The 13,539-nt window shown below is 63.3% G+C and carries 13 protein-coding genes; 5 read left to right on the top strand and 8 right to left on the bottom strand.

The genetic code is table 11. The features are described 5' to 3' along the window. Positions 1-33: 33 nt before the first annotated feature. From IVB18_RS24310 to IVB18_RS24300, 3 genes are all read right to left on the bottom strand, one after another. Positions 34-1,026 carry a tripartite tricarboxylate transporter substrate binding protein gene (locus IVB18_RS24310; protein ID WP_247991435.1) on the bottom strand — a complete coding sequence of 331 codons (993 nt, stop codon included), beginning with the start codon at positions 1,024-1,026 and terminating at the stop codon, positions 34-36. 75 nt (positions 1,027-1,101) lie between these two features. After that, a complete protein-coding gene (locus tag IVB18_RS24305) occupies positions 1,102-2,361 on the bottom strand; it encodes a CoA transferase (protein WP_247991434.1) in 1,260 nt (419 codons plus the stop codon). 10 nt (positions 2,362-2,371) lie between these two features. Next, complete coding sequence (locus IVB18_RS24300; RefSeq protein ID WP_247991433.1) at positions 2,372-3,169, bottom strand: enoyl-CoA hydratase/isomerase family protein; 798 nt, start codon at positions 3,167-3,169, stop codon at positions 2,372-2,374. 117 nt (positions 3,170-3,286) lie between these two features. Here IVB18_RS24300 and IVB18_RS24295 point away from each other — a divergent pair, with 117 nt between their 5' ends. The 3 genes from IVB18_RS24295 (at position 3,287) to IVB18_RS24285 (ending at position 5,850) form a co-directional block, all read left to right on the top strand. After that, positions 3,287-3,952: a GntR family transcriptional regulator gene (locus IVB18_RS24295; RefSeq protein ID WP_247991432.1), complete on the top strand. Its 666-nt coding sequence runs from the start codon at positions 3,287-3,289 to the stop codon at positions 3,950-3,952. A gap of 143 nt (positions 3,953-4,095) precedes the next feature. Then, positions 4,096-5,067: an MBL fold metallo-hydrolase gene (locus IVB18_RS24290; protein WP_247991431.1), complete on the top strand. Its 972-nt coding sequence runs from the start codon at positions 4,096-4,098 to the stop codon at positions 5,065-5,067. Positions 5,068-5,202: 135 nt separating this feature from the next. Further along, complete coding sequence (locus IVB18_RS24285; RefSeq protein WP_247991430.1) at positions 5,203-5,850, top strand: glutathione S-transferase family protein; 648 nt, start codon at positions 5,203-5,205, stop codon at positions 5,848-5,850. A gap of 71 nt (positions 5,851-5,921) precedes the next feature. Here the strand turns inward: IVB18_RS24285 and IVB18_RS24280 are convergent, their stop codons facing one another. From IVB18_RS24280 to IVB18_RS24260, 5 genes are all read right to left on the bottom strand, one after another. After that, positions 5,922-6,641 (bottom strand): haloacid dehalogenase type II, encoded by a 720-nt coding sequence (locus tag IVB18_RS24280; RefSeq protein WP_247991429.1) that lies wholly within the window; start codon positions 6,639-6,641, stop codon positions 5,922-5,924. Between the two features lie 139 nt (positions 6,642-6,780). Then, on the bottom strand, positions 6,781-7,782 hold the full coding sequence (gene glpX / locus IVB18_RS24275; RefSeq protein WP_247991428.1) for a class II fructose-bisphosphatase: 1,002 nt from the start codon (positions 7,780-7,782) through the stop codon (positions 6,781-6,783). Positions 7,783-7,924: 142 nt separating this feature from the next. After that, a complete protein-coding gene (locus tag IVB18_RS24270; RefSeq protein ID WP_247991427.1) occupies positions 7,925-9,241 on the bottom strand; it encodes a homoserine dehydrogenase in 1,317 nt (438 codons plus the stop codon). 28 nt (positions 9,242-9,269) lie between these two features. Continuing rightward, complete coding sequence (locus IVB18_RS24265; RefSeq protein ID WP_247991426.1) at positions 9,270-10,490, bottom strand: LL-diaminopimelate aminotransferase; 1,221 nt, start codon at positions 10,488-10,490, stop codon at positions 9,270-9,272. Positions 10,491-10,719: 229 nt separating this feature from the next. Then, positions 10,720-10,998, bottom strand: coding sequence for a hypothetical protein (locus IVB18_RS24260; RefSeq protein ID WP_247991425.1), 279 nt, complete (start codon positions 10,996-10,998; stop codon positions 10,720-10,722). Between the two features lie 254 nt (positions 10,999-11,252). Between IVB18_RS24260 and phaC the strand changes: the two genes are divergently transcribed. Further along, entirely contained in the window at positions 11,253-13,061 is a 1,809-nt protein-coding gene (phaC, locus tag IVB18_RS24255) for a class I poly(R)-hydroxyalkanoic acid synthase (protein WP_247991424.1), read from the top strand. Positions 13,062-13,126: 65 nt separating this feature from the next. Continuing rightward, positions 13,127-13,525 carry an MAPEG family protein gene (locus tag IVB18_RS24250; protein WP_247991423.1) on the top strand — a complete coding sequence of 133 codons (399 nt, stop codon included), beginning with the start codon at positions 13,127-13,129 and terminating at the stop codon, positions 13,523-13,525. Positions 13,526-13,539 lie beyond the last annotated feature (14 nt).

Here is a 13,539-nt window from a genome sequence, read left to right as displayed (position 1 = left end):
TAATGGGACGTCATTGCCTGGTCGCTCGCCTTCTCACTTGATGAGCCAGCCCTGCTCGCCCGCCACCTGCTTGAGGTGCTCGAGGTCCTCCTTGATGAACTTGTCGAACTCGGCGCCGGTCAGGAACGTGTCGACCTGCGAGGTCTTCTCGATGTAGTCCTTCCATTCCGGCGTGGCCTGCACCTTTTTCATGAGGTCGACATAGAATGCGGCCTGGTCGGGCGTGATCTTGCCGGGCAGCCACACCGTCCGCGGCTGCTCATATTGCGCGATGTCGAGGCCCTGCTCGACGCAGGTCGGGACGTCGCTCCAGTCTTCGGTCGCGGTGATCTTGGGGCCCTGCGGCAGCCGCTTCGGGCTGAAGGCACACAGCGGACGCTGCGTGCCGCCGCGCCATTGTCCGAGGCTCTCGCTGGGATTGTTGACGTGGGAATCGATGTGCCCGCCGGCAAGCTGCACGGCGGCCTCGGCGCCGCTCTTGAAGGGGATGTAGGTCAGTTTGATGTGACCGGCTTTCTCGATCATGCGGGTCAGCACCTCGTCGGTGTCCTTCGACTGCGCCCCGCCCATCTTGAATTCACCCGCTGCGGCTGCCTTGAGATAGTCGCCAGCCGTCTTGTAGGGCGTATCCTGCTTGACCCAGAGCAAGAACTCGTCCTGCGCCATCGCCGCGATCGGAGTGAGATCGGTGTAGTTGAAGGCGACCTTGGAGACGAGCGGCTGCTGCCAGGCATTCGATGTGCCGAAGATCACCTTGTGGGGATCGCCGGCGGAGGCCTTGCCGTAGACATAGCCTTCCGCGCCGCTGCCGCCGCCCTTGTTGACGACGACGATCGGCTGGTCCGTCAGCTTGTACTTGGTGATGATGTTCTGCACTGCGCGGGCGAGATTGTCCGTGCCCCCGCCGGGCCCGGCGGTGGCCACGAACTCAATCGGCTTTTGCGGTTGCCAGGCCGCGCTGGCGGGAATCGTGCCGGCCAGCACGATCGCCGCTGCGGACAGCAAGAGTGTCGACGTATTGCGCATGTTTTCCTCCAGCCAAATTTTTGTTTTGTTTTTTGTCTTGGTATTCTTGTCTTGGTTTTTTGCAGCGACGTCAGGTCAGGCGACGCGTTCCTCCCGCCTGGTCGATGCCGACACGATCGCTCCTTGTTTTTCGAGCGCTTCAATCTGCTGTTCGTCGAACCCGTGCTCTGTCAGCACCTCGCGCGTATGTTCGCCATAGACGGGCGCGCCGGAACGGACCTTGCCCGGTGTCTTCGAGAATTTGACGGGAAGCCCAATCGTCTTCACCGGACCAAGCGTCGAATGCTCGACTTCGACGACCATCTCGCGCGCCAGCGTCTGCGGATCGCTCAGCGCCTCCAGCATGTCGTGCACGGGTCCACACGGCACACCCTTCTCGTCGAGCGCAGCAAGCCAATGCGATCGCGGTTTGGTGCGAAAATGCGCGCTCAAGACTGCTTCAAGCTCCTTCAGATGCGCCATGCGGTCGGCCCCGGTGACGAAGCGCGGATCGGATGCGAGCTCGCTCGCACCGAGCGCTTCCAGCATCAACAGCCAATGCTTCTTGTTGGCGCCGCCGACCACGAGCCAGCCGTCCGAGGCTTCAAAGGCCTGATACGGCGCATTGAGCGGATGCGCCGAACCCATCGCGCGCGGCGCCGTGCCGGCTGCGAGCGCAATGGTCGATTGCCAATAGGTCTGCACCAGGGCAGCTTCGTAGAGCGACGTCTCGACCCACTGCCCCTCGCCGGTCTTGAGACGATGCGTATAGGCGGCGAGAATCCCCATGCTCGCGAGCAGGCCGGCCGTGATATCCGACAGGGGCGGTCCGCACTTCACCGGCGGACCATCGGGACGCTCGCCGGTAAAGCTCATGATGCCGCTCATCGCCTGCGCGACCAGATCAAATCCCCTGCGATGCTTGTAGGGGCCGGTGCGGCCAAAACCCGACAGCGAGCAATAGATCAGCGCCGGAAACTCCTTGTGCAGCGCCTCGTAACCGAAGCCCAGGCGCTCCATGGCGCCGGGCGCGAAATTCTCGACCAGCACGTCGGCGTTCGCGATCAGCCGCCGCAGCACCTGTTTGCCGCCGTCGGTTTTCAGATCCAGCACGATGCCGCGCTTGTTGCGGTTCATCATCAGGAAGGACGCCGCCTCGCCGCCGATCTTCGGCGGCACCGAATGGCGGGTATCATCGCCATTGGGTGATTTTTCGATCTTGATGACGTCGGCGCCCATGTCGGCGAGCATCAAGGTACAGGTCGGCCCCGCCATGACATGGGTGAGATCGACCACCTTGAGGCCTGCGAGCGGACCCGAGCGGCGAGAGCTGGATTGCGATTGATCCTTTTGCATCGGGCCCGTCCTATTGGCCGCGCCATTGCGGCGCGCGCTTGTTGAGAAATGCGTCGAGGCCCTCGCGAAAATCCTGGCTGGTGTAGCACATCAGGATCAGGTCCTGCCCTTCCTCCCGCGTCAGCCGCTGTTGCAGGCGGGCCACCGCCTGCTTGGTCGCAGTGAGCGTCAGCGGCGCATGACCGGCGAGAAGCCGGGCGACCTCGTCGGCACGCCGGTCGAGCGCAGCGATATCCTCGACGACTTCAGTCAGCAGTCCGACGCCGGCGGCTTCTGCGGCTTCGATGAGGCGCGCGGTGAAGATCAGATCCTTGACACGCGCAGCGCCGATGAGGGCGGTGAGACGGCTGACATTGGACATCGACAGGCAATTGCCGAGTGTCCGGGCGATGGGAAATCCGATCTTGGTGCTGCTGGTGCCGATGCGCAGATCGCAGGCTGCGGCGATGCCCGCCCCTCCGCCGGTGCAGAACCCGTTGATCGCCGCGATCGTCGGCACCCGGCACTGCTCGAGCGTGGAGAGCACGCGATCGATCCGGTTCTCGTAGTCGAGCGCGTCCTGCGGTGTCTTGAACTCGCGGAACTGGTTGATGTCGGTGCCTGAGGCGAAGGCCTTGTCGCCTGCACCGCGCAGCACCAGCACCTTGATCGCATGATCGCTATTGGCCTCTTCGCAAATCGCGGCGAGCCGCTCGTACATGGCGAAGGTGAACGCATTGCGGGCCTGCGGGCGGTTAAAGATGATCCGCCCGATGCCGTCCTCAAGCTTGAAGAGGAGGTCGTCCGACTCTTGGGCCTCTAGGTCCATTTCCTCGTGTCCCCGTGTTTTTTACATTTTTGAATGCAAAATTGCGGATTTTCAAGCTGGAACTTCCATTCCTCAACATATAAAATACATTTTGCATGCAAATCGGAGCTCGAGCCCATGCTTCATGAGGAAGTCGTCGGCCGCATCCGCGCCATTCTGCTCGACGGCGAGATCCCGCCCGGCGCCCGGATTCCCGAGCGTGAGCTGTGCGACCGGCTTCAGATCTCGCGCACGCCGCTGCGCGAAGCGCTCAAGGTGCTCGCCGCCGAGGGCCTCGTGCAGTTGCTGCCCCATCGCGGCTCGCGTGCGGCAAAGCTGACCGACAAGGACATGCGCGACCTGTTCGAGGTCTGCCAGGGCCTCGAGGCCCTCGCCGGCGAACTCGCCTGCGAGCGCATCACCGACGCCGAGATCGACGACATCGCCGCCGCGCACGCGGCGATGGTGCAGCATTATCGCGAGGGTGACTTGATCCAGTACTATCGCGGCAACCGTGCCATTCACGAAGCCATCGTCACCGCGGCCGGAAATCCCGCGCTGACCGGGCTCTACGCGTCCGTGACGGCGCGCATCCGTCGCGCGCGCTACGTCACGCCGATGACGCCGCAGCGCTGGGCGCTGGCCGTGAAGGAGCACGAAGCGATCCTGAACGCGCTCCAGCGGCGCGACGGCATCGGCCTCTCCCACATTCTGCGCGCGCATCTGCGGCACAAGCGTGAAGAAGTTCTGCAAGCGGGCTTTGCCGAAACGGAAGGGAGCGAGCCCGCGCTGAGAATTGCGTGAACATGGATATTCGAATCAATTCTACTTGATAGGCTTTCCGAACCGGCGCAGCATGCCTAGTACCGAGCCTGCGCCACATAACTCGCTGGGCCGGTCGCAACGCGAAAAATCGCGTAGGTCAAACGAGAAATTGGAGGAAACCAATGACACCGAATGTCTCACGTCGATCCCTGCTCGCACTCGGTGCTGGCGTTGGCGCCAGCGCAATGCTCGGCAGCAGCGCACTTGCGCGTGCTCCGAAACTCGGCACCCAGACGCCCTACTGGCACCGCTTCAACCTGGGCAACGCTGAAGTGACTGTTGTGTCCGACGGACCGCTGCCCCTCGGTGATCCCTCCGGGACCTTCACCGGCGTTCCCAAGGAAGAGGTGAAGAAGATGCTCGCCGACAATTTCCTGTCGCCGGACAATGTCGTGCTCGAGCAGAACTCGCCGATCGTGAACACCGGTGACAAGCTCATCCTGTTCGACACCGGGATGGGCAGCTCGAAGATGTTCGGCACCACCACCGGCCGACAGCAGAAGAGCATGGCTGAAGCAGGCATCAAGCCGGAAGACATCGATGCCGTGGTTTGCTCGCACGCCCATATCGACCACATCGGCGGCATCGTGGACGCCAACAACAAGCCGCTGTTCCCGAACGCGCAAATCTACATCTCGCAGACTGATTTCGACTTCTGGACTGACGAAGCCAAGCTTGGCAACCCGGAAAAGGACTTCGTCATTCACGCCCGCAAGAACCTGCTGCCAGTCCGAGACCGGATCGTGTTCTTCAAGGACGGCCAGGAATTCCTGCCCGGCATTCAGGCGATCGCGGCGCCCGGTCATACCGTCGGCCATACCATCTTCATGGTCTCGTCGGCCGGCAAGTCCTTTGCCTTCCTCGGCGACCTCTCGCACCATTCGGTGCTGCTGCTGGAACGGCCGCGGATGGAGTTCTCGTACGACACGGATCCGAGGCAGGCGGCCGAGTCGCGCGTAAGACTGCTCACCATGCTCGCGGCCAACAAGACCCCCGTGATGTCCTATCACTTCGCATGGCCGGGCTACGGTCATGTCGCCAAGGCCGGCGACGGTTTCCACTACTATGCCGAGCCGATGCAGATGACGTTGTAATTCGTCAGATCAGGTCCGGGTGGCACTCGTGCCGCCCGGACCGAACGATGCCCGCTATTCGGCGGGCTCCGCGACAGGGGTTTGCACGTGACTGCGCCAGTCCTGGCGCCGGGAAATATCCTGGGACCGCGCTTCATGGCGATCGAGCTGTATGGCTACCGATACAGCGTCTATTCCTGGATCGCCCGACTGGCCCTCCACGAAAAGGGCAAGGCGTACGATTGGATCGAGGTAAACCCCTTCGCTGAGAACATCCCTGCAAGCTACCTTGCAACGCATCCCTTCAAGCGCGTGCCGGCGCTGGTTCACACTGGGTTCGTCGTTTACGAAACAGGCGCCATCACGCGCTACGTGGATGAAGCGTTTGAAGGTCCCAAGCTTCAGCCGGCGGAGCCGAGAGAGCGCGCGCGTTGCAATCAGATCATGTCGATTGCGGACAGCTACGCTTACTGGCCTCTGGTGAGACAAGTCTTCTCTCACGGAGTTTTCAGGCCGCTAACGAAAGTTCAGGCGGACGCGAACGAGTTTCAAAAAGGTCTCGAAGCAGCGCCGAGAGTCCTCTCGGCATTGGAGAAAGCCGCCGGCGAGGGCCAATACCTCTGCGGCAATCAACCATCACTCGCTGATATCCATCTCGCGCCGATGATTGGCTACTTCGTACTGGCCCCTGAAGGCAAAACGCTTCTTCACAAGCACCGCAGGCTCAGTGACTGGTGGGCAGGTTTCTCCAAGAGATCTGCTTTCGTGGACACCACGCCGCAATTGCCGTCGGCATTGCCGTGAAAGCTGCTCTCGGCCAAGGAATCCCTGGGTTCGTCAACGCATCCGCCCGGGGCAAGGCGGGGCGCTCCCCGCTAGCACCCCAGCCTATCAGCGATCCCGCCAAAATCCCTGGCGACAATGTCCCAGCTGCCGGTGGATTCGAAATCCACCTTCTGCAACGGCCCATACTCCGTCGGCCGCGCCACGAACGCGGTCTTCAGCCCGTTCTTCTGTGCGGCCGCGAGATCGCCGTTGTGGGCGGCGACCATCATCACCTCTTCGGGCTTGAGCCCGAGCAGCCGCGCGGCGCCGAGATAGGTTTCGGGGTCGGGCTTGTAGTGCTCGAACAGTTCGGCCGACATGACGAGATCCCACGAAAGGCCTGCAAACTTCGCCATGTTGGTGAGCAGCGCGACATTGCCGTTCGACAGCGGCGAGATGACGAATTTCGATTTCAGCCGCGTCAGGCCGGCGACGCTGTCGGGCCAGGGATGGAGACGATGCCAGCCCTTGGTGAGGTGATCGAGATCGGCCTCGGTGAGGCCCTTGATTGCAAACTGCGCGACCAGCTTCTCCAGCGAGCGGCGGTGCAGATCGTCCAGGATGACGTAGCCGCGCTCGGGGTGCTTACGCACGTCGTCCATGGAGGCCATGTACATGCCGCGCCAGCCGTCGACCAGCGCGGTCCAGTCGGCGCTGATGCCGCGGCCCCTGCTCCACCACATGAAGTCGGTGATCAGGCTGGTGCGCCAGTCAACGACCGTGCCGAACACGTCGAAGACGAGGGCTTTGACGGCGGTAAGATCGGACATGTGCGCATCCTCCACGCTCGTCATTCCGGGATGCGCCGTTAGGCGCAGGCCCGGAATCCATAACCACGGCTGGTGATTATGGATTCCGAGCTCGACGCTTCGCGTCGCCCCGGAATGACGGCTGTTGTTACTGCGTTGATCAATCCAAATGGAACTTCGCCAGTTCGCGGTGCTCGGCCTTGATGTAGCGCACGGTACCGGTGACGGAGCGCATGACCACCGTCTCGGTCTCGATCACGCCGTCCTTGCGGAATTTCACGCCCGAGAGCAGCGAGCCCGTGGTGACGCCGGTGGCGGCGAACAGGCAGTCGCCCTTGGCCATGTCTTCGATGCCGTAGATCATCTTGGGATCGTTGACGCCCATCTTGGCAGCGCGCTCGCGCTTCTCGTCGGAGTCGAGGATCAGGCGGCACTGCATCTGGCCGCCGATGCAGCGCAGCGCCACGGCCGCGAGCACGCCTTCCGGCGCACCGCCGGTGCCGAGATACATGTCGACGCCGGTGTTGTCGGGGTCGGCGCAGTGGATCACGCCGGCGACGTCGCCGTCGGTGATGAGGCGCACGGCGGCGCCCGTCGAGCGCACGCTCTCGATGATGCTGGCGTGGCGCGGACGGTCGAGCACGAGCACGGTGATCCCCTCCGGCGCGACGCCCTTGGCCTTGGCGAGACGGAGGACGTTTTCCGCCGGCGTGGCATCGAGCTCGACGACACCCTTGGCATAACCCGGGCCGATTGCGAGCTTCTGCATGTAGACGTCGGGCGCGTGCAGCAGCGTGCCGCCGTCGGCCATCGCCATGGTGGCAATCGAGCCCGGCATGTTCTTGGCGCACAGCGTGGTGCCTTCGAGCGGGTCGACCGCGATGTCGACCCGCGGGCCGGTGTTCATGCCGACCTTCTCGCCGATGAAGAGCATCGGCGCCTCGTCGCGCTCGCCCTCGCCGATCACGATGGTGCCCTCGATCGGCAGCTTGTTGAGCTCGCGCCGCATCGCGTCCACCGCGGCCTGGTCGGCCGCTTTCTCATTGCCGTGTCCGCGCAGCCGCGCCGAAGACACCGCTGCCCGCTCCGTCACCCGCACGATCTCCAGCGTGAGAATGCGCTCGAGCAACGCGTGCGGCGGGACTGAAATATGGGTCGACATCGGCTCACTCCTTCAAACAGTTCGGGACAGAAGTCTCTGCCCGCAACAACTCGCAACGCCCTCGGTTCGTTCGAACGAACCGCCCTCATTGTTTGAGCATGCTCTTTCCGGAAAACCGCTTCACACTTTTCCGGAGCATGCTCTAGTTCTTCTCGATCCGGATCACCTGCGGCCGGCCGCTGATCACCTTATCGTGCTGCACGGCGGCGAGCGCCCGGCGCACGGCGTCCTCATGCGTCGCATAGGTGATCAGGATGACGGGCACGAGCACCGCCTTGCCGTTTGCCGGCGCCGCGCCGCCATTGGGATGGCGCTGCACGATCGATTCGATCGAAATCTTCTGTTCTGCAAGCCGGGTCGCGATCGCAGCCGCAGTGCCCGGGAAATCGCGCGCCAAAAGGCGGATGTAGTAGCCGCCCTCATGCCGCTCCATCGGCGCTTTCTTGGTGTCGCGCAGTTGCGAAATCGGCCGGCCGAACGGGTTGGCGCGGATGCCGCGCGCGACATCGGCAATATCGGCGACGACGGCGGATGCGGTCGCAGCTCCTCCTGCGCCGGGGCCGACCAGCGTAATCGGCGGAATGCCCTCGCCATCGATCGTGACCGCATTGGTGACACCCATCACCTGCGCGATCGAGGAGGATTTTGGAACCATGGTCGGATGCACGCGCTGCTCGATGCCCTTGGCGGTGCGAACCGCAACGCCGAGCAGCTTGACGCGGTAACCGAGATCGGCGGCCGCGCGCAGATCTTCCGGCGCGATGGACGAGATACCTTCGACATACACCGCGCTTTGAGCAACTTTCGTGCCGAAAGCGAGGCTGGCGAGAATGGCCAGCTTCTGTGCGGTGTCGTGGCCGTCGACGTCGAAGGACGGGTTGGCCTCGGCATAGCCGAGGCGCTGCGCATCCTTGAGGCATTCGGCGAAGGACAGCCCTTCCTGCTCCATCCGCGTCAGGATGTAGTTGCAGGTGCCGTTGAGGATGCCGTAGACGCGGTTGATGCCGGTTCCCGCAAGACCCTCGCGCAACGTCTTGATGACGGGGATCGCGGCGCCGACGGCTGCCTCGAAATTCAGCGCGCCGCCGTGCTTTTCGGCGGCCTTTGCCAGTTTGAGCCCGTGCTTGGCGAGCAACGCCTTGTTGGCTGTGACGACAGACTTGCTGGCGTTCAGCGCAGCTTCGACCGCCGACAGCGCGGGATCGCCGGCGCCGCCCATCAGCTCGACGAAGCAGTCGATGCCGGGATGGGTTGCGAGCGCCATCGGATCCTTGACCCATTCGACGCCGCGCAGATCGACGCCGCGCTTCTTCGCCTTTGAGCGCGCGGTGACGGCGACGACGCGAATGCCCCGGCCGCTGCGGCCCGCGAGCACGCGGCTTTGCGTTTCAATCAAACGGACAACTTCGGCGCCCACGGTGCCGAGCCCCGCTATGCCCACTTTCAGGGGTGCGACCATGATGCTTCAGAAAACCTGTCGAAGAGAATTAGCGCCGGTTGGCGAGCGGAACGACGTTGTGCAACGTTTCGATGCCGCTTTCAAGGAAGCGGCGCACGCCGCGCGCGGCCTGCCTGATCCGTTGCTCGTTTTCCACCATGGCGATGCGGACATATCCTTCGCCATGCTCGCCGAAGCCGACGCCGGGCGAGACCACGACGCCGGATTTCTCCACCATCAGGGTCGCGAACGCCATGCTGCCGACGCTGCGGAACGCTTCCGGCAGCGGCGCCCAGGCGAACATCGAGGCATCCGGCGGCGGGATCTCCCAGCCGGCGCGGCCGAACGACTCCACCAGCGCCTCGCGGCGCTTGCGGTAGGTGTCGCGCATCTCCTTGATGCAATCGTCCGGGCCGTTCAGCGCCGCGGTCGCTGCGACCTGCACTGGCGTGAAGGCGCCGTAATCGAGATAGGATTTGACGCGGGCGAGTGCTGCGATCACGCGCTCATTGCCGACCGCAAAGCCCATGCGCCAGCCGGCCATCGAATAGGTCTTCGACATCGAGGTGAACTCGACGGTGACATCGATCGCGCCGGGCACCTGGAGCACCGAGGGCGGCGGGTTGTTCTCGTCGAAATAGACTTCGGCATAGGCAAGATCGGACAGGATCAGGATCTCGTGCTTCTTCGCAAACGCCACCAGGTCCTTGTAGAAGTCGAGGCTCGCGACATAGGCCGTCGGGTTCGAAGGGTAGCAGACCACTAGCGCCAGCGGCTTCGGGATCGAGTGCACGATCGCGCGCTCCACCGCCTCGAAGAACTGCGGCGTCGGCTCCGATGGCACCGAGCGGATCACGCCGCCCGCCATCAAAAAGCCGAAGGCGTGAATCGGATAGCTCGGGTTCGGACAGAGAACGACGTCGCCCGGCGCGGTGATCGCCTGCGCCACGTTGGCAAAGCCTTCCTTGGAGCCGAGCGTCGCCACCACCTGGGTGTCGGGATTGAGTTTTACGCCGAAGCGGCGGGCGTAATAGCCGGCTTGGGCCCTGCGCAGCCCGGGGATGCCGCGGGAGGCCGAGTAGCGATCGGTGCGCGGCTTGCCCAGCGTCTCCTTCAGCTTCTCCAGCACGTGCGGCGGCGCCGGCAGGTCCGGATTGCCCATGCCGAGATCGATGATGTCGGCGCCGGCATTCCGCGCGGCTGCCTTGGCCCGGTTGACCTGCTCGAACACGTAAGGCGGAAGGCGGCGGATGCGGTAAAATTCTTCCATGGCTCTCTGGGCTCCGGGCAACCGGGTCAGGACAGAATCGAAAGCGCTGTGACGGCCCCCGAAAGGCACCCGGCCCTTGCGCGAAAATACCTCTACGTCAAAGACTTAGAGTAATTTCCCGCGACAAGGGCTGAACTCCTTCGCCCCAACTCTCGGCTGAACTCAGGTCTTTTTAGCACGGAGTGGCGGGGGCGCCAGCGATTACGTTGCAGCGCCTCACTTGACGCCTTTACTTGGCGTCCTTGGCAGCGGTGGCCTGGCGGTCGCGGGCAGCAGCAAGCTCGGCCTCGATCTTGGCGCGCTGATCCGGCGGGATGGTCGCTTGATTACGGTCCGGCGGCAGGTCGTGCACCGGCAGGTAGGCGCCGGGCTCCTTGGGATGCGCCTGCGCATCGGCGGGCGAGAGGTCCGCGAGCTGGCTCGAACAGCCGCCCAGCGCCCACGCCGCCGCGATCAGCAGCGCGCAGCAGGCAAGCCGCGTCTTTTGCAGGTCCCTCAACGCCAACACTTGGGAAATCCCCTACTCGTCCCAACGCACGGCTGCTAGACCTTAACCCAACAACCTGCCCAAGCTCAAACCATTGCTGCCCAAACATGGTGCGAGCGAGAACACATCCAAGGTCCATCAACCCGCCCGGTGCGGCTTGATTGTGACGGAACCAAGAAACTTTGTCGCAGTGCAGCACATCTTCGAGAGCGTTTAAGACGAAACGTGCGAGCTTCGCGGTGACGAATACGGAATGAATCGTTACTGTTCTGCTCATGAATACCGCCACGACTGACACGCCCGGATCCGAGACGAAGTTCAATGCGGAAGCCTTCGCGATGAATGTCGCGCGGGCGATGGAAAGCGGAGGCAAGGCGCTCGCCGCGTACCTGAAGCCGCGCGAAAGCGGCGAGGTGCAGGATCGCCCGCCGGCGGAGCTCGCCGAAGTCGTCAAGACCTTCACGTCGGTCGCCGAATACTGGCTGACGGACAGCTCGCGATCGTCCGATCTCCAGACCAAGCTCGCCAAGGACTATCTCGACCTTTGGGGCTCGGCGGCGCGCCGCATGGCCGGCCAGGACGCTCCGCCCGCGATCGCGCCCTCGCCGCGCGACAAGCGCTTTGCCGATCCGGAATGGAAGTCGAACCAGTTCTTCGATTTCGTGATGCAGCTCTATCTGCTCACGGCCAAATGGGCGCAGGAGCTGGTGAGCGACGCCGAGGGGCTAGATCCGCAGACGCGCCGGAAGGCCGAGTTCTACATCCAGCAGGTCACCAACGCGCTGTCGCCGTCGAACTTCGTGCTGACCAATCCGGAAGTGCTGCGCGAGACGGTTGCCAGCAGCGGCGAGAACCTCGCGCGCGGCCTGAAGATGCTGGCGGAGGACATCGCCGCCGGCAAGGGCATGCTGAAGATCCGCCAATCCAATCCGGACAACCTCGTCGTCGGCGTCAACATGGCGACGACGCCGGGCAAGGTGATCTACCAGAACGAGATGATGCAGCTCATCCAGTATTCGCCGACGACGGAGAAGGTGCTGCGCACCCCGCTCCTGATCGTGCCGCCCTGGATCAACAAGTTCTACATCCTCGATCTCAAGCCGGAGAAATCCTACATCAAGTGGTGCGTCGACCAGGGCATCACCGTGTTCGTGATCTCATGGGTCAATCCCGACAAGCGGCTCGGCAACAAGAGCTGGGAAGACTACATGAAGGAAGGCGTGCTCACGGCGATGGACGTCATCGAGCGCGCGACCGGCGAGTTGAAGGTGCATACCGCCGGCTATTGCGTCGGCGGCACGATGCTCGCGACCACGCTGGCCTGGCTCGCCGAGAAGCGCCGCCAGCGCGTGAGCTCTGCGACGTTCTTTGCAGCACAAGTGGACTTCACCCATGCCGGCGACCTCCTCGTCTTCGTCGACGAGGACCAGATCGCCGCACTCGAGCAGGACATGAAGGCGGCGGGCGTGCTCGAAGGCTCCAAGATGGCGATGGCCTTCAACATGCTGCGCTCCAATGATTTGATCTGGTCCTACGTCGTCAGCAATTACCTCAAGGGCCAGCAGCCGAGCGCGTTCGACCTGCTGCACTGGAATTCCGACGCAACACGCATGACCGCGTCGAACCATTCCTATTATCTGCGCAACTGCTACCTTGAGAACCGGCTGTCGACGGGCACGATGGTACTCGACAACACCCTGCTCGACCTCTCCAAGGTCATGGTGCCGGTCTACAACCTCGCCACCCGGGAAGATCACATCGCGCCGGCGGAATCGGTGCTGTACGGCTCGCAATTCTTCGGCGGCCCGGTGAAATATGTGCTGTCCGGCTCGGGCCACATCGCCGGCGTCGTCAATCCGCCGGCCTCGAACAAGTACCAGTACTGGACCAACGACGACGTCAAGGACGTCAACGTCGCCCAGTGGATGAAGGATGCGGTGGAGCACAAGGGATCGTGGTGGCCGGACTGGCGCGAATGGCTTGGCGGGCTCGATCCGGAGGAGGTCCCGGCGCGCGCGGTCGGCAGCGAGGCGCTGCCGCCAATCGAAGATGCGCCCGGCAGCTATGTCAGAGTTCGCGCATAGCGGAATCGTCCGCAGCTTTGTATAAGCTCCACGCCTGTCGCGGCGATTGATGAGGGGACCGGGTTATGACGCGTGAATTGTTCTGGCTGACCTTGACGGTGTTCCTGACCGGAATCCTCTGGATTCCTTACATCGTCAACCGCTGCCAGATCCGCGGCCTCACCGGCGCGATGGCCAACCCTTCGCGCAATGACAAGCCGCAGGCGGACTGGGCGAACCGGCTGATGTTCGCGCATGACAACGCTGTCGAGAACCTCGTGATCTTCGCTCCGCTGGTGCTGATCCTCAACGCGATCGACTATTCCACGAAATGGACCGTGCTCGCCTGCGCCGTCTATTTCTGGTCGCGCGTGGCGCATCTGATCGTCTACACGCTCGGCCTGCCGGTGTTCCGCACGCTGGCCTTCACCGTCGGCTTCCTCGCGCAAGCCGTGCTGGCGCTGGCGATTTTCAAGGTGGTCTGAAGGCGCGTCCCGGA

Origin of the sequence: Bradyrhizobium sp. 186 (assembly GCF_023101685.1) — a bacterium.
Classification (GTDB): Bacteria; Pseudomonadota; Alphaproteobacteria; order Rhizobiales; family Xanthobacteraceae; genus Bradyrhizobium.
The sequence above is the reverse complement of the archived record's forward strand: the minus strand, read 5'-3'. Positions and strand labels throughout refer to the sequence as shown.